A 17,099-nucleotide genomic window follows, 5' to 3' on the forward strand; every position below is an offset into this window, starting at 1 on the left:
ACATCTTACCCAAACACCGATTACTCGGTAGAGAGTAGATCAAGATTGTGCACATCCATAATCTCTAGCGCACGTCCGCCGCCGCGAGCAACACAGGTCAACGGATCATCGGCGACGACGACAGGCAGGCCAGTCTCTTCGGTCAGTAGCATGTCGAGGTTACGCAGCAGCGCACCACCGCCAGTCAACACAATACCGGTCTCGGCGATATCGGCGGCCAATTCTGGTGGCGACTGCTCGAGTGCGCCTTTCACCGCCTGCACAATCCCCATTAGCGGGTCCTGTAGGGCTTCGCGAATTTCGCTGCTATTAAGGGAGAAGCTGCGAGGAATACCCTCGGCCAAGTTACGACCACGGACATCGATCTCGTGCACATCACCGCTGTCGAAGGCCGAGCCAATTTCGGTCTTAATACGCTCTGCCGTGGCATCACCGATCAGGCTGCCGTAGTGACGACGCACATGAGAGACAATGGCCTCGTCGAAACGGTCACCACCAATACGAACGGATTCAGCATAGACCACACCGTTCAAGGACAATATGGCGATTTCGGTGGTACCACCACCGATATCGACAACCATTGAACCGGTTGCCTCTTCAACACGCAGACCTGCACCAATCGCTGCGGCCATCGGTTCTTCTATTAAACGTACTTCGCGAGCACCTGCACTGAGAGCCGATTCACGAATAGCGCGTCGCTCAACCTGCGTCGATTCACAGGGCACACAAATCAATACTCGAGGGCTGGGACGCATAAAGCTGTTCTCGTGCACTTTGGAAATAAAGTGCTGCAGCATTTTTTCAGTCACCTGGAAATCGGCGATAACACCGTCTTTCAGAGGGCGAATGGCCGTGATATTACCCGGTGTACGACCGAGCATACGCTTGGCGTCAGCACCGACGGCTTCGATTGTTTTTTGGCCATTATGGTTACGGATGGCAACCACCGAAGGTTCATCGAGTACGATACCCTGATCGCGAACATAAATAAGAGTGTTCGCCGTCCCTAGGTCTATCGACAAATCATTGGAGAATAGACCACGAATTCGCTTAAGCATTGCTAGTAGTTACCTTAAATTTGAAGGTTCGCTATCGACGCGATAGGCCGGGTGTAACGGAGATATCATGCGGCAAGCATTGACTCACCGCGTGAGATTCGTGCAATCTGCCCAACTGCGAACAATAAGGCGAAACATCAACATGGTGTTGAAAACTGCAGAATCTCATCAACCGCCGGAAATTCACCTGTTAAGGCCGGTAAAAAACGCGTTTTGATAAAAAAAACGAACTAAAACTGTAATCTCTGCCACTTTAGCAACGGTGGGGATTTTGAGCAAGCGGCAAATATGTTAACTTTAGCGGTTTGTAGCACCGGTAGACAGTTTTACAGCGATTCGCATCCACCCCTAGCAAACGTTAGAATAGCGAATACTGAACTCAGTCACATTTTTACCGGTCAAAAATGACTTTTAGCGGAGATACAAACATGGCAATCGACTTACAAGAGATCGAACAAGTTGCCCGCTTATCCAGAATTAAACTCGATGGCGCAATGGCCGATGAGGTCACTCAAAAAGTGGGCAGTATTCTGCAGATGATCGACCAAATGCAAAGCGTCGACACCTCCGATGTTGAACCAATGGCCAATCCGTTAGACGCCGTGCAGCGCTTGCGCGCCGATGACGTTACCGAGATAAACCAGCGTGACAAGTTCCAGAGCGTGGCGCCAAATGTTGAAGAGGGCCTGTACCTGGTACCCAAGGTTATCGAATAACGGCGACATACGCCGGCTTCATTGAATCAACCACAGCATCTTAGCCGCGGTGTATTCACCCCTGTTTTACAGTCGTCTAATTAGAGACAAAACATTATGCATAAACTAACCGTCGCCGAGATCATGGCGGGTTTGCGAGATAAAACATTCTCCAGTGTCGAACTCACCGAGCATTACTTACAGCGTATCGACCGTCTCGATGAACGCTTTAACAGCTTTATTACTGTTACCGCCGAACAGGCCTTGGCACAGGCAAAGGCTGCCGACACCTTGCTAGCCAACGGCAATGCCCAGCCATTAACCGGTGTGCCGATCGCCAACAAAGACATCTTTTGCACCGAGGGTGTGCGCACCAGTTGCGGTTCGAAAATGCTCGACAACTTCAAGCCACCGTACAACGCCACGGTAATCGAGCAGTTCAATCAGCAGGGTTTGGTCAGCCTGGGCAAGACCAATATGGACGAGTTCGCCATGGGCTCGAGCAACGAAAACAGCTATTACGGCGCCTGTAAAAACCCCTGGGATACCCGTACCATCCCCGGCGGTTCCTCCGGTGGTTCGGCGGCGGCGGTTGCGGCACTGCTGACCCCGGCAGCCACCGGCACCGACACCGGCGGCTCGATTCGCCAGCCAGCGGCAATGTGTGGCATTACCGGCTTGAAGCCAACCTACGGTCGTGTCTCACGCTTTGGCATGATTGCCTACGCCTCCAGCCTCGATCAGGGCGGCCCAATGGCTCGCACCGCCGAGGATACGGCGATACTGCTCAACGCCATGGCCGGCGTCGACTATAAAGACTCGACCTCGCTCGACGTGCCGACCGAGGACTATACCGCCAACCTCAACCAGCCGTTAACCGGTTTGCGTATCGGCCTGCCGAAGGAATACTTCGACACCGCCGGCCTCAACCCCGAGGTCGCCGACACCGTGCAACAGGCGATCAAAGTGTATGAATCACTTGGCGCCACGGTGAAGGAAATCAGCCTGGGCTCTACCGAACTGGCCATCCCAGCGTACTATGTTATCGCACCCGCCGAGGCCAGCACCAACCTCAGCCGCTTCGACGGCGTCCGCTACGGGCACCGCTGCGACAACCCCGTCGACCTCGAAGATCTCTACACCCGCTCCCGCGCCGAGGGCTTTGGCGCCGAGGTACAGCGTCGTATTTTGATCGGCTCCTATGTGTTGTCGGCCGGTTTCTATGATGCTTACTACCGTAAGGCACAACAGATCCGCCGCCTCATTAAAGACGACTTCACCGCCGCCTTTAATGAGGTCGATGTCATCATGAGCCCCACTGCCCCCAACCCCGCCTTTAAGATTGGCGAGAAGAGCAGCGACCCCGTCACCATGTACGCCGAGGACATTTTTACCATTGGCGTTAACATGGCCGGCCTTCCTGGCATGTCGATCCCCTGTGGCACGGTCAATGATTTACCGGTTGGTTTACAGCTTATTGGCAACTACTTGGACGAGAGCAAACTGCTCAACTGCGCCCATATGTTCCAACAGGCCACCGACTGGCACACCCACACCGCAGCGGATCTAGACTAGGAAATTACTATGCAATGGCAAACAGTTATCGGTCTGGAAATCCACGTTCAGTTGGCGACCAAGACCAAAATATTCTCCGGCTCTTCGACCGCCTTTGGCGCCGAGCCTAACACCCAAGCCAGCTTGGTTGACCTGGCGATGCCGGGCACACTGCCGGTCTTAAACATCGAGGCGGTACGCAACGCCGCCATGTTCGGCCTCGCCATCGGCGCTGACATTAATCAGCGCTCGACTTTTGACCGCAAGAACTACTTCTACCCAGACTCACCCAAGGGCTATCAGACGACCCAGATGGACGCGCCCATTGTCGGTGCCGGCATTGTGACCATCGAGCTAGAAGATGGCAGCACCAAGGATATTCGCATCCACCACGCCCACCTCGAGGAAGATGCCGGTAAGTCACTGCACGATCAGTTCCCCGGTATGTCGGGCATCGATCTCAATCGTGCTGGTACGCCGCTGATTGAAATCGTCTCTGAACCCGATATGAATACCGCCGAGGAGGCTGTGGCCTTTGCCCGGAAGATTCACGCCATTGTCACCTCGATTGGCATCGGTGATGGCGATATGTCACAGGGCTCATTGCGCTTCGACGTCAACATCTCAGTTCGCCCGGTCGGCCAGGCCGAATTCGGCACCCGTACTGAGACCAAAAACCTCAACTCGTTCCGCTTTATGGAGCGTGCCATCCATCAGGAGGTGGCTCGCCAAATCGACGTACTCGAAGACGGTGGCACAATTGTGCAGGAAACCCGCCTGTACGACGGCGACAAACACATCGCCAAATCGATGCGAAGCAAGGAAGAAGCCAACGACTACCGTTACTTCCCCTGCCCTGACCTACTGCCCGTGGTACTCGACGACAGCTTCGTCGACGAGTTGCGCGCCCGTATGCCAGAACTACCGGATCAGCGTAAGGCCCGCTTCATCGAAGACTACAAGTTGTCAGACTACGACGCCGCCATCATCAGCGCCGACCGTGTTCAGGCCGAGTTCTTCGAGACCGTCTACAAACACTGTGGCGATGCCAAGCTGGCCGCTAACTGGCTGCTCGGTGAATTTGCCGCCCAGCTTAACAAAGACGACATGACCATTGGCAACAGCCCAATCAGTGCCGAGCAGTTAGGCGGCATGATTGCGCTGATTAAAGATGGCACTATCTCCGGCAAGATTGCCAAGCAGGTATTTGAGGCGCTGTGGGCTAAGGAAGCCGATGATGCCAAGAGCTACGTCGAGGCCAAGGGCTTGGTACAGAACAGTGATGAAGGCGCCATCGAGGCGATGATCGACGAGGTATTAGCCAACAACCCAGACCAAGTCGCCGCCTTTAAGGCCGCCGAAGGACCGAAGCAGAAAAAGATGACCGGCTTCTTTGTCGGCCAGATTATGAAGGCCTCAAAGGGTCAGGCCAACCCCGGCGTGGTCAATAAAATTCTAATGAAAAAGCTCAACAGCTAACGCTGATTGAGCAACACCTATCGTTCGGGCCGGCAATGTGCTGGCCCAGCAATAAATAGCTAGAGGATGTGCAGTATGTTAAAAAAAGATAAAGAGAAGGTTATCGACGAGGTCTGGACCGACGGTCGAATTCGTGAATTTCTAGATCAGTTGCCGCCGGCCGGTGTCAACACCGACTTCCACATGCTGTGGAAGGCCTATCAGGGTATGCGTGCCGACAACTTCGCCACCTTCCTCGGCTTTTTCGCCGAGCAGAAGCGCGATATCAACGCCGCCAGCCCCGAGGGCGAAACTGTGTTAGCGATTGCCCAGCAACACGCCAAGTCGGGTGAATTCGTCGCCCTACTGAAGCAGGCTGGCGCGCAATAAGCGCTCAGCCCCCGGCCTGTAACCTCCTGTGTTATAGGCCGATGTTGATATCCCAGTAAAATCACCCTATTTATGTTGTTTTTGGCACTTTTTTTGCTGTAGTCGTCAATTCCCATATCTTCTGAGCCAATAAAAGTTTACTATGCGCGCCGGTTTATTGAGTCTGTAGTGCATATCGAGAGCAAACGCCTGTAATAGCACGGTCGGACATCGCCACCTCATCACCAGTGGCCGTAAATCTAGTCACGACCGTGTTTTGATATCTGTGGGCTACACTTAGCCCGCACATCATGAATTAGGTTAATTGTTTTCACTTGGCCGCTGAACCGAGTTCAGCCACGCCATGCCTGCAAGGTATTGTAAGTTATGTCTGAAGAGACTCCTGTTCTTTTTAAAAACCTCGGCCTCGCCGAACCGCTAGTCCGCGCCGTTACCGAACTCGGTTACGAGTCGCCATCCCCTATTCAAGCCGATAGTATCCCCCACCTATTAGAAGGTCGCGATATTATTGGTCAGGCGCAAACCGGTACCGGTAAGACCGCCGCCTTCGCCCTGCCGCTGATGTCGCGCATGGACCCCACGTCCAAGGATCCACAACTGTTGGTTCTGGCCCCTACTCGCGAACTCGCCATCCAGGTTTCTGAAGCCTTCCAAAGCTATGCCAAGCACATGAAGGGCTTCCACGTACTGCCTATTTACGGCGGCCAAAGCTACGACACCCAGCTGCGTCATCTTCGTCGCGGTGTTCACGTCGTCGTTGGTACCCCGGGCCGCGTGATGGATCACATTCGTCGCGGTACACTGAAGCTGGGCAACCTGAAAAGCCTGGTATTAGATGAGGCCGATGAGATGTTGCGCATGGGCTTTATCGACGACGTCGATTGGATTCTTGAGCACACCCCAAGCACCCGTCAGATCGCGCTGTTCTCTGCCACCATGCCGAACGAGGTTCGCAAGGTTGCCAAGCGTCACCTGACCGATCCTGTCGAAATCAAGATTGCCGCCAAGACCCAGACCGCCACCACGATTCGCCAGCGTTACACTATGGCCAGCGGCATGCACCAGAAACTCGATGCGCTGACTCGCATCTTGGAAGCGGAAGAGTTCGACGGCGTCATCGTCTTCGTTCGCACCAAGACCGCCACCGTCGAATTGGCCGAAAAACTACAGGCCCGTGGCCACGCCGCCGAAGCCCTAAACGGTGACATCGCCCAAAACCAGCGTGAGCGTACCGTCGATAAACTGAAGAAAGGCGGCGTCGATATTCTGGTTGCCACCGATGTTGTTGCCCGCGGCCTCGATGTTGAACGCATCAGCCACGTCATCAACTATGACATTCCCTACGATACCGAAGCCTACGTTCACCGTATCGGTCGTACCGGTCGTGCCGGTCGCTCTGGCGACGCCATCTTGTTTGTCGCGCCACGCGAGCGTCGCATGCTGCGCACCATCGAAAACGCCACCAAGCAGACCATCGAACAGATGGCTATGCCAAGCACCATCGATATCAACGCCAGCCGTGTCAGCCGTTTCAAACAGCGTATTGTCGACACGCTGGCCGCCGGCAACAACAGCTTCTTCGAGAACTTGATCTCTGAGATGCAACAGGAAACCGAGGTCGATTCGATCCAGATTGCCGCCGCCCTGGCCAAGCTATTACAGGGTAACGAGCCGCTGCTATTAACCGACTCGCCAAAACGTGAGCGTCGCGAGCGTGATGATTCACGCAGTGACCGCGAGCGCGGTGGCGAGCGTCGTGAACGCAACGACCGCGGACGTGAGCGTCGCAGCAACGACCGTCCGGTCAGCGCCGAGGCAATACCACTGAAGGGTCACCCCGATGTCGACATGATGCGCTATCGCATCGAAGTCGGTCACGAGCACGGTGTGAAGCCAGGCAATATCGTCGGCGCCATTGCCAACGAAGCCGGTATCGAAAGCGATTTCATCGGTAACATCGAAATCTTCGACGAGTTCAGCACCATCGACCTGCCCGACGGCATGCCGAAGGAGACCCACGACAAGCTGAAGAAGACCTGGATTTGTCAGCAGCGCATCAATCTGCGTCCGATGCCAAAGAAGGGCAAGAACGAAGGCAGCAATCATTCTAAGTTCAGCGATGAGCCGAAGAAACGCAAACCAAAGAAGAAGTCACCACGTACTGGCGACAAAAAAACCTTCAAGCCGAAGAAGCGCGACTAAGTGCTTAGCACTTAACGCAGCGATAAAAAAAGAGGCCTTGGCCTCTTTTTTTTGCTTTAAAATTAATCATGGTCGCCTCAGCTTTCGGCCGCGACAGCCTCACTCTGATCATCGACAGACCAGGCGTCGTTTTTATCACTCCACCACAGCGCTGCCACATACCACGCTGTCATCGGCAACATCATCAAAAACCAACTCCAGTCGTCTTGCAATTGGTAATCGGCAGGAATGCCTACCGCCTGCGACAGCGGCACGTTCACCAGCGGAATACACAGCACGGCAAACAACGCACAGCAGGTAATTAAGATCAGCGCACCCTTGCGGGATTCGATGGCATTAAACGCCAAAAAAACCCACAGCGGGATCTTGGGTGTTTTTTCCATGGTATCAGCCTCAGCGAATAAGTCGGCGGGCAACCGACTCTTATTATTGTTATTAGTGGCTGGTTTGATACGGCACAGTCATCACTCAAAACAGCCACGCTGAATTCACCCTAACAGATGTTTCAGCGTACCCGGTGGTGACTCGAAAAATTTTACAGTCGATTATTTTATTGGCGGCGGCAGATACCCCTAACCAATACTCAGCGCCAGGATGCGGCTCATGGTGGCAAAGCCTAAACCCGACTCCTCGGCCCAGTGATTAAACGCCGCCTGCACCTTGGCCTGATCCCGCTTAGAGGTTGCATGCTTGTCGATCACCCCGGCGTTACGCAGCGCCTGTAACACATCCTCGGTCAGCACAAAGGTATCGCGGCCGACCATGCGCAGAAAGCGGGCGCCGGAGTTGCCCCCCATGCGGTTGCCGTGCTTTTTTAAGAATGCCCACAGGCCGATGATATCCTCCGCCGGCCACTCGGCGATAAAGCGAGCAAAGCTCTCATGCTCACGGGCCAGCCACACCACCATATTGGCGTTCTCGCGCACCGCGCGAATCTTGGCCAGGTGGCGAATAATACCGGCATCCTGCATTCTCGCCTCCAGCTCATCGTCACTCATCATGGCACAGCGCATCGGCGAGAAGTTAAAAAAGGCTTTCTCGAAGTTGGGCCACTTGGCATCGACCACGGCGTGGCGAATACCGGTGCGAAAAATCCGTCGGCACAACTCGGCAAACAGATAATTATCGTCGAGGGCGGCGATCTCATCGAGGCTGCGCACGGGATAGCCCATTGCCTCAGTGACGAGGGCGAGGTTTTGTTCGCCGCCGTGGTGATAACTGGCCTGCTGGATGATGGAGGAAAAATGCTGCATAAATAATCCGATAAAACCGTCAAAACACCATTGTCACCGCTCACCCCCCTGTTAGGCAAGTCATGCCACCACATCTCTGTGACAATCGACATTGAGTGTTTTTGACAGCACGATAGATCACTTTTGCCATCTATTTACCCGCGCGGCGGCAGTATACTGAGGGCAGATTCAATCAATTTAGTTTTCCTTAGATAATAAACAGGAGTGCCACATGCCAGCTTATCGCGCGCCAAAACGTGACATCGACTTCGTTCTTAAAGAGCTGCTTAACAGCGAAGAACACTTTGCCGGCCTTGAAAACGCCGGCGATATGAACGTCGAATTGATGGACGCCATACTCGACAGTGGCGCCAAGTTTGCCGAAGAAGTGGTTGCCCCGCTCAACCAAGTCGGCGATGAGGAAGGCTGTCAGTTTGACGACGGCAAGGTCACTACACCGACCGGCTATAAAGAAGCCTTTCACCAGTATGCCGCCAACGGTTGGCAGGGTTTAAGCGTGCCCGAGAGCGACGGCGGCCTTGGCCTACCCGGCTCTGTTGGCCTGACCCTGACCGAGATGATTGGCTCTGCCAGCTGGGCCTGGAGCATGTACTCTGGTCTTGCCGGCGCCCCTATCTCGTGCCTGGTTAACGGCGGCACCGAGGAGCAAAAACAGCGCTTTCTGCCCAAGCTACTGACCGGCGAATGGGCCGGAGCGATGTGTCTGACCGAGGCCCACTGTGGTTCCGATGTTGGCATGCTCCGCACCAAGGCTGTTAAGAACAGCGACGGCAGCTACACCTTGACCGGCACCAAGATCTTCATCTCCGGTGGCGAGCAGGACATTACCGACAACATCGTGCACGCTATTCTGGCCCGTGTCGAAGGCGCACCCGAGGGCAACAAGGGTATCTCGCTGTTTATTGCCCCCAAGTTTAACGTCAACGACGACGGCAGCCTCGGTGAGTTCAACCACATCACCGCCGGCAACATCGAGAAGAAGATGGGCCTCAAGGGTAACGCCACCTGCGTGATGAACTACGACGGTGCCCAGGCCTTCCTACTCGGTGAAGAAAACCGCGGCCTCGACGTGATGTTCAAGCTGATGAACACCGCCCGTATCGGCACCGCTGTACAGGGTTTGGCCGGTGCTGAGGCCGCCTTCCAGGGCGCCCTTACCTACGCCAACGAACGCCTACAGATGCGCTCGCTGACCGGCACCAAAAACCCCGACGGCCCAGCCGACCCGATTATTGTTCACCCCGATGTGCGTCGCATGCTGATGACTCAGAAAGCCTTTACCGAAGGCAGCCGCGCACTGTGCTACTGGTTGGCACAGCTGGTCGATGTCACCAAGTTTGGCAGCGATGAGGCCAAGGTGAAGGAAGCCGAAGATATCCTCGGCCTGCTGACCCCCGTCGCCAAGGGCTTCTGTACCGAGACCGGTGTCGAAGTCACCAACCTCGGTATGCAGGTATTCGGCGGCCACGGTTATATTCAAGAGCACGGCATGGAGCAGATTGTGCGCGACACCCGTATCTCAACCGTCTACGAAGGTACCACCGGTATTCAAGCCCTCGACCTGATCGGTCGCAAAGTGATGGGTTCTGGCGGCGAGCTACTGCGCGTCTTCACCAAGAAGATTCACAAGTTCTGTGCCGGCCACGTCGATAGCGAGAACATGGTGCCGTTTACCGAGGTGCTGTCTGGCCTCAACAAGCAATGGGGCGAGATCACCATGCATGTTGGCGGCAAGGCGATGGAAGATGCCGAAGAAGTGGGCTCTGCCTCGGTCGACTTTCTGATGTTCTCCGGCTATGTCACCTTTGCCTATCTTTGGGCACAGATGGCCGACGTGGCTCAGCAGAAAATTGCCGAGGGTAACGACGACGGTTTCTACAAGGCCAAGCTTGCCACCGCCGAGTTCTACTTCAAGCGCTTGCTACCCCGCGCCCAGGCCCACGCCATTGGCGCCCAGGCCGGTGCCGATACCGTGATGCAGCTGAACGCCGACGAATTTGCCTTCTAGGTCTTCTTATTCGCCACAAAAAAACCGCAATGCTGATTAGGCGCTGCGGTTTTTTTATCGCTGAAATTTGAGCCGCGATCGCTTAAACCAGCAACGCCGGCCGGAGAGCGCCGAGCTTCAACACCGCCGCAACGCTGATAGAATCCATGATTTTTCCGTCCAGCACCCACTGATAAATCGTCTTAAACGGCAGCTTATGTAACTGCAAATCCGCCTCGCTGTCCTCCAGCTGTTGCTGGCCAAAACTCAGCTGCTCGGCGACGAAAACTTGACCCAGCTCATCGGAAACTGAATTAGTGGTATTGAGCTGCAGCAGTGGCGTCCATTTTTCTGCCCTGATACCACACTCTTCGCGCAATTCTCGCTGACCGGCGAGCAAAAAGTCCTCACCCTCGGGGCTGCCACCCATGGGGATCTCGTATTCACGCCGCCCCAGCGCGTAACGGTACTGGCTGACCAACCAGCTATGGCCATTATCATCGAGGGGAATAATGCCGATGGCAATATTCTTAAAACTGACAATACCGTAAACCCCCTCACTGCCACCGGGGGTTACCACCTCGTCATGATAGATGGTAATCCACTGATTATCATAAACTTTATCGCGACTAATCCGCTGCCATGGGCCAAATTTTTCCATTCTGATGTCACCTGCTGTACTGTCGTTGTCACCGCGATTATCGACAAAATCCGTCGATGCGCTAGGTTATTGATAGATTGACTAAATGATCAGCTTTTTAGCTGATATCAAGCACTGTCAATTATTGATCAACTTGTCGTAAAATTGTGATTTAATAGCGTCCTTTTTTCCAACTCATACACTTCAGCGGTGGTCGTTCAATGAGCAAAACAGCATCCAACAACCTACAGCAACTTTCTCTGCACAGCTTAGAAAGCCGTGACGATTTCGTCGGCCGCCATATCGGCCCCGATCAACAGCAGATCGATGATATGCTGGCCGCCGTAGGCGCCACGTCACTCGAGGACTTAATGGAGCAGACCGTTCCTGCTAACATCCTCAAGACCGATGCCATGGACCTCGACACCGCCCGTCCCGAACACGAGGTGATCGAAGAACTGGCCGACCTCGCCGAATCGAATCTAGTATACAAGTCGTGGTTGGGCCTGGGTTATCACAACACCCTGACCCCCAACGTGATTCTGCGCAACATCTTCCAAAACCCCGGCTGGTACACCGCCTACACCCCCTACCAGCCAGAGATCGCCCAGGGCCGCTTAGAGGCACTGCTGAACTTCCAGCAGATGGTACTCGATCTGACCGGCATGGAATTGGCCAACGCCTCGCTATTGGATGAGGGCAGCGCCGCCGCCGAAGCCATGGCACTGTGTAAGCGGATGGTAAAGAAGAACAAGTCCAACGTCTTTTTTATTCAGAGCAACTGTCACCCGCAGACCATCGCCGTGGTCAAGACCCGCGCCGAGCACCTCGACATCGAGGTTGTGGTTGGCGACAGTGCCGCCGGCAACGAGGCCGACTACTTTGGCCAGCTATTGAGCTACCCCGGTTCCAACGGTGAGGTAAAAGATTTAACCAACGACATCGACGCCGCCCACGCCGCTAACAGCTTGGTCGTGGTCGCCGCCGACTTAATGAGCCTGATGTTACTGCAATCCCCCGCCGAGATGGGCGCCGATGTGGTCGTTGGCAACAGCCAGCGCTTCGGTGTGCCAATGGGCTTCGGTGGCCCCCACGCCGCCTTCTTCGCCACCCGCGATAAATTCAAGCGCTCCATCCCCGGCCGCATTATCGGCGTTTCCGTCGACAGCCACGGCAGGCAAGCCCTGCGTATGGCAATGCAGACCCGCGAGCAACACATCCGCCGCGAGAAGGCCAACTCCAACATCTGTACCGCCCAGGCACTGCTGGCGATTATGGCCGTCTCCTACGCCATCTACCACGGCCCCGAGCGTCTGAAGACCATCGCCAGCCGCATTCATCGTTTGGCCTGCCTGCTCGATACCGGCCTCACTAAGCTGGGTTTCCAGCAGACCAACGCCGCCTACTTCGACACCGTTGCCATCGACACCGGTGCCGATACCGACGACGTTATCGCCCGCGCCTTGGAAGCCGAGATCAACCTGCGTAAGCTTGACGACCACACCGTCACCATCGCCCTCGATGAGACCACCACGCTGGAAGATATCGACGACCTCTTAGCCGTTTTCGCCGATGACAAGGTCGACTTCAACGCCGCCAGCCTCGACAACCCGCAGCTCACCAGCCTCACCGATGAACTGTTGCGCAGCGACGCCGTACTGACCCACCCAGTATTCAACAGCTACCACTCTGAAACCGAAATGCTGCGTTACCTCAAGCGTTTGGAAGACAAAGACGTGGCGCTGAACCGCTCGATGATCGCCCTCGGTTCTTGCACCATGAAACTGAACGCCACCGCCGAGATGATCCCGGTGACGTTTGACGGTTTCTCAAATATGCACCCCATGGCACCGAAAGAGCAGAGCCAGGGTTATCTCGAGATGACCACCAACCTCGAGCAAATGTTAGTCGCCTGCACCGGTTACGATGCCATCTCGCTCCAGCCAAACGCCGGCTCTCAGGGTGAATACGCCGGCCTCGTCGCCATCAAGCGTTACCATCAGTCACGCGGTGATTTTAACCGCAACATCGTGTTGATCCCACGCTCGGCCCACGGCACCAACCCCGCCTCAGCCTCGATGGCCAGCATGAAGTCGGTGATTGTCGCCTGTGATGAGCTCGGCAACGTCGATATGGATGATCTGCGCGCCAAGGCGGCAGAGCACGCCGACAACCTCGCCTGCATCATGATCACCTACCCGTCGACCCATGGTGTGTTCGAGGAGAGTATTACCGATATCTGCGAGATCATTCACGATCACGGCGGCCAGGTCTATCTCGATGGCGCTAACATGAACGCCATGGTCGGCATCGCCGCACCGGGTAAGTTCGGTGCCGATGTATCGCATCTTAACCTGCACAAGACCTTTGCCATCCCCCACGGTGGCGGTGGCCCCGGTGTTGGCCCGATCGGTGTTGGTCAGCACTTACAGCCTTTCCTACCCACCAACCCGATCAACCCGGTCGATGGTTTGGATGCCGGCAACGATGTGATTTCATCGGCCGCCTACGGTAGCGCCTCGGTACTGCCGATCTCCTACGCCTACATCGCCATGATGGGTTCCGACGGCCTGCGCCGCGCCACGCAAGTTGCGATACTGAACGCCAACTACATGATGGGTCGCTTGCAGGAGCACTTCTCGGTGTTATACACCGGCCGTAACAACCGCGTCGCCCACGAGTGCATCATCGATCTTCGGCCGCTGAAAGAAGCCACCGGCATCAGTGAAGAAGACGTCGCCAAGCGCTTAATGGACTTCGGCTTCCACTCGCCCACCATGTCGTTCCCGGTACCGGGTACGCTGATGATCGAGCCGACAGAATCCGAATCCAAGCGTGAGATCGATCTGTTCTGCGACGCCATGATTCAGATCCGCGAAGAGATCCGCCTGGTCGAAAACGAGACCTATACGCTGGAAGATAACCCACTGGTTAACGCCCCCCACTCACTGGTCGACATCGTCGAGCTAGAGTGGAACCACTGTTATACCCGCGAGCAAGCTTCATTCCCGATCGAAGCCATCCGCCACAGCAAGTACTGGCCTCCGGTCAACCGTATCGACAACGTCTTCGGCGACCGCAACCTGGTGTGCAGCTGCCCACCGATTGAGAGTTATATGGACTAACCATTATTGTTAGTTGATGGGTAAGAGAAAGGCGAGTCTTTAGGGACTCGCCTTTTTTTGTGGGTGGTGGATATGGTCATACTATCGCCGCAGCGGCCAACACCGCCACCGAGCACGCCGTCAATACATCCCTGTAGGCTCAGCGTCAGCGTCCATGCTGACGATGGCTCTGTGGCGGCATTGGCAGCTGCTGTAAAGCCGTGCCGCGGGGGCAGAGTTAGTTTTTACTCTGACCCCAAATATCTGATTTACATTTAATTATTCTAGATAACCACTCTCATCAATCTTATCCCCTAGGGCAGACAAAAAACTTGGGAAAGATTTTTCTAGCCAAGATTTTATTTCTACCTCATCGTCTGGGCCAGCTGGATATGAATGTTTGACTGTATAATTTTCGTCATCTTCAGGCCTAATTGGATACACATGCCTGAATGAAAAATTCTCACCATCTATCACCAAATCCAAATGTTTAACAACAGCAGGACTTCCCGCTTCAACTTCCGACCTATTAAACTCGCCTGTTGAAGTACCTTCACAACCAATTATCATGCCTTTTTCAAACTTGATACTTGTATGAACCACACCAGAAGCAGCTGTATGAGTAGCAACATTTTTAGGCACTATAGTTTTCATGACCTCGCTATAGTTGTAATAAATGTCGAACCTAAGAACCTCAACGCTATGATCACCAATCCCCGGATAATTATCAGAAAGGTATTGATCGAGAACAGCAACAGAACTAGGTCTAAACTCCTCTGGTTTGATATAATGGACACCGTAATAGCAACTATAAATATTACCTTCACCGGAAAAATATCCTGGATAATCCACTGGCTTCAACTGCTCTACCTTAATAGAGGATAACTCCTCATTATATGGCAGAGGCAATTCAACAGCTCCTGTGCTACACCCAGAAACACCAAGAACTGCCATTATTATAAAACTTTGTTTTTTCATTATTCCCTTCATTTTTAAACAAAAAAATATTATTAAATTTTAATATAAGACAAAATAATAATTACCCAAAAATTATTTCTCTGCACCTTAATTTATAAAAACCATGGATTAGCAATAGAAATTTATAAATCCAACGGCAATATAAAAAAATAATACCGAATCGACAATAATAAAAAATCTAAATCCAAATCAATATAATTAACAGCCCCATATATGATTTCTTTCTAATCAACGAGACAAAGAACAGCATTACTCTAACAGATACTCTAAGCTATAACACTATCGGTACACAGATATATAGGGTCAGAGTAAAAACTATCAAGGCTTCTTGAGACTAAAGCTCTATACACCATGAAGAGAAGCTTTCAGTACCAGGCCTTGAGACCATATAGATATTTAGGGTCAGAGTAAAAACTATCAAGGCTTCTTCGGACTAAAGCTCTATACACCATGAAGAGAAGCTTTCAGTACCAGGCCTTGAGACAAAATCAACTCAATGGCCACCGATATCGGCTCAGAGACATCGTCAGCACGGAGGCTGACGCTGAGCCTACAGGGAGGTATTCACGGCGTCCTCAGCGGTGGTATTGGCAGCGAACAACGCACCTCCCCACACACCTTCAAACCATAGCGATTTAGGAGAGAACCCTTCATAATCGCTGGGAGCAATGGAAAAATAGTGATACCTTATCAATAACATAGCAGTTACCCACGATAATAATATTAACCTAGGTATTTCTCAGTCATCGTTAGAGGCGCAGAATAAGATCATGTTTGAATTCATCCTAATCACTAAAGGGATCTTCGCAAAAAATATTATTGAGGCATTTAATTAATGAAGTCATACTCGCTAGCACTTGTAGTATTTCTTATTTTTATTGCTTACCAACAAATAATGAATCAGCGCGTTACATCCATATACAATCAATTTTCTTATGAATATAGTGTTGAATCTAAGGCTGAAATAGTTGACGTCAATGTAGACAAATCACCACGCGGCTTAGATTTATATAAATATACCTACTGCTTTGAATATAACAACACACAATATTGCTCTAATGTTTTCAGCAATGCTCATACACGGGCGAGAGTTTATCCATCAGATGTAGCATATAAGAAAGATGAAACTGTATCCGTATTTTTTTCGAGAACAGATCCTAATGTAGCAGTGTTAAAAACATCTAAAGACTATGAAGTTTTATTGTATTCATTTTCAATATTGGCTTCTTGTGCTGTTGTTTCTTGGGCAGGGGCGACGCTGTTTGAAAAACAATAAGAAGAATCTGGGTCAGGTCTTTCCTTTTGCTAACAGAACATATCAGCTGGCGAGCTGCCAATATGAATATTTAGGGTCATAAAAAAGAATACATTTAAAGACATTTAGGGTCAGAGTAAAAACTATCTTCGCCTGCAGAGGGTTGTCTGGAGGAAACCTACCTGATGTCCCGCACGCTGCGTACTCCCGAGGCACAGGATAGTATGCGCCGGTTTCTCGAGCGCGACGGCCAGTCACGTGAGGCCGAACTTCGTATGGGTGAATTTTGTGGTGAGCTGTCCAAGTAGCGAGGTTTTGCCAGAAGTGCCATCGGGGTCAGGACTTTCCTTTTGCTAACAGATAAGACTTACTCGATGACCACCGATATCGGCTCAGAGACATCGTCATAGGGACGCTGAACCTACCGGGAGGTATTCATAGCGTTCTCTGAGACAGTGTCGGGGGGTATATATGTGGCAAGTAGACATAAAAAAAGGGCTGGATAACCAGCCCTTTTGCGTTCAC

The 17,099-nt window shown here is 53.0% G+C and carries 15 protein-coding genes; 10 read left to right on the forward strand and 5 right to left on the reverse strand.

All coding sequences use genetic code 11. From position 1 onward, the window contains the following. Positions 1–20: 20 nt before the first annotated feature. On the reverse strand, positions 21–1,058 hold the full coding sequence (locus L9P87_RS05805; protein ID WP_237443729.1) for a rod shape-determining protein: 1,038 nt from the start codon (positions 1,056–1,058) through the stop codon (positions 21–23). 428 nt (positions 1,059–1,486) lie between these two features. On the opposite strand from L9P87_RS05805, the gene gatC reads away from it, so the two are divergent. The 5 genes from gatC to L9P87_RS05830 all read left to right on the forward strand — a co-directional run bounded on the left by gatC (position 1,487) and on the right by L9P87_RS05830 (position 7,357). Further along, the gene (gene gatC, locus L9P87_RS05810) at positions 1,487–1,774 is read left to right on the forward strand and encodes an Asp-tRNA(Asn)/Glu-tRNA(Gln) amidotransferase subunit GatC (RefSeq protein ID WP_237443730.1); all 288 of its coding nucleotides are present in this window, start codon (positions 1,487–1,489) and stop codon (positions 1,772–1,774) included. 96 nt (positions 1,775–1,870) lie between these two features. Continuing rightward, positions 1,871–3,328, forward strand: coding sequence for an Asp-tRNA(Asn)/Glu-tRNA(Gln) amidotransferase subunit GatA (gene gatA, locus L9P87_RS05815; RefSeq protein WP_237443731.1), 1,458 nt, complete (start codon positions 1,871–1,873; stop codon positions 3,326–3,328). Between the two features lie 9 nt (positions 3,329–3,337). Further along, on the forward strand, positions 3,338–4,786 hold the full coding sequence (gene gatB, locus L9P87_RS05820; RefSeq protein ID WP_237443732.1) for an Asp-tRNA(Asn)/Glu-tRNA(Gln) amidotransferase subunit GatB: 1,449 nt from the start codon (positions 3,338–3,340) through the stop codon (positions 4,784–4,786). Between the two features lie 75 nt (positions 4,787–4,861). After that, on the forward strand, positions 4,862–5,155 hold the full coding sequence (locus L9P87_RS05825) for a PA4642 family protein (protein ID WP_237443733.1): 294 nt from the start codon (positions 4,862–4,864) through the stop codon (positions 5,153–5,155). Between the two features lie 366 nt (positions 5,156–5,521). Beyond that, positions 5,522–7,357 (forward strand): DEAD/DEAH box helicase, encoded by a 1,836-nt coding sequence (locus L9P87_RS05830; RefSeq protein WP_237443734.1) that lies wholly within the window; start codon positions 5,522–5,524, stop codon positions 7,355–7,357. Positions 7,358–7,434: 77 nt separating this feature from the next. Here L9P87_RS05830 and L9P87_RS05835 read toward each other — a convergent pair whose 3' ends face one another. Together L9P87_RS05835 and L9P87_RS05840 are read right to left on the reverse strand one after the other, a co-directional pair. Beyond that, positions 7,435–7,740, reverse strand: coding sequence for a hypothetical protein (locus L9P87_RS05835; protein WP_237443735.1), 306 nt, complete (start codon positions 7,738–7,740; stop codon positions 7,435–7,437). Between the two features lie 189 nt (positions 7,741–7,929). Beyond that, positions 7,930–8,610 carry a DNA-3-methyladenine glycosylase I gene (locus L9P87_RS05840; protein WP_237443736.1) on the reverse strand — a complete coding sequence of 227 codons (681 nt, stop codon included), beginning with the start codon at positions 8,608–8,610 and terminating at the stop codon, positions 7,930–7,932. Positions 8,611–8,821: 211 nt separating this feature from the next. On the opposite strand from L9P87_RS05840, the gene L9P87_RS05845 reads away from it, so the two are divergent. Further along, complete coding sequence (locus L9P87_RS05845) at positions 8,822–10,618, forward strand: acyl-CoA dehydrogenase C-terminal domain-containing protein (RefSeq protein WP_237443737.1); 1,797 nt, start codon at positions 8,822–8,824, stop codon at positions 10,616–10,618. Positions 10,619–10,700: 82 nt separating this feature from the next. Here L9P87_RS05845 and L9P87_RS05850 read toward each other — a convergent pair whose 3' ends face one another. After that, positions 10,701–11,258: an NUDIX domain-containing protein gene (locus L9P87_RS05850; protein ID WP_237443738.1), complete on the reverse strand. Its 558-nt coding sequence runs from the start codon at positions 11,256–11,258 to the stop codon at positions 10,701–10,703. Positions 11,259–11,458: 200 nt separating this feature from the next. On the opposite strand from L9P87_RS05850, the gene gcvP reads away from it, so the two are divergent. Beyond that, positions 11,459–14,362: an aminomethyl-transferring glycine dehydrogenase gene (gene gcvP, locus L9P87_RS05855; RefSeq protein WP_237443739.1), complete on the forward strand. Its 2,904-nt coding sequence runs from the start codon at positions 11,459–11,461 to the stop codon at positions 14,360–14,362. A gap of 258 nt (positions 14,363–14,620) precedes the next feature. On the opposite strand, the gene L9P87_RS05860 is transcribed toward gcvP, so the two are convergent. Continuing rightward, positions 14,621–15,319: a hypothetical protein gene (locus L9P87_RS05860; RefSeq protein WP_237443740.1), complete on the reverse strand. Its 699-nt coding sequence runs from the start codon at positions 15,317–15,319 to the stop codon at positions 14,621–14,623. A gap of 496 nt (positions 15,320–15,815) precedes the next feature. Between L9P87_RS05860 and L9P87_RS17850 the strand changes: the two genes are divergently transcribed. The 3 genes from L9P87_RS17850 to L9P87_RS17855 all read left to right on the forward strand — a co-directional run bounded on the left by L9P87_RS17850 (position 15,816) and on the right by L9P87_RS17855 (position 16,882). Beyond that, positions 15,816–15,950 carry a hypothetical protein gene (locus tag L9P87_RS17850; RefSeq protein WP_290368481.1) on the forward strand — a complete coding sequence of 45 codons (135 nt, stop codon included), beginning with the start codon at positions 15,816–15,818 and terminating at the stop codon, positions 15,948–15,950. A 204-nt stretch (positions 15,951–16,154) separates the two neighbouring features. After that, positions 16,155–16,595, forward strand: coding sequence for a hypothetical protein (locus tag L9P87_RS05865; RefSeq protein WP_237443741.1), 441 nt, complete (start codon positions 16,155–16,157; stop codon positions 16,593–16,595). Positions 16,596–16,759: 164 nt separating this feature from the next. Next, the gene (locus L9P87_RS17855) at positions 16,760–16,882 is read left to right on the forward strand and encodes a hypothetical protein (RefSeq protein ID WP_290368482.1); all 123 of its coding nucleotides are present in this window, start codon (positions 16,760–16,762) and stop codon (positions 16,880–16,882) included. The last annotated feature ends 217 nt before the right edge of the window (positions 16,883–17,099 follow it).

It is taken from the genome of Sinobacterium norvegicum, assembly GCF_923077115.1.
Classification (GTDB): Bacteria; Pseudomonadota; Gammaproteobacteria; order Pseudomonadales; family Sinobacteriaceae; genus Sinobacterium; species Sinobacterium norvegicum.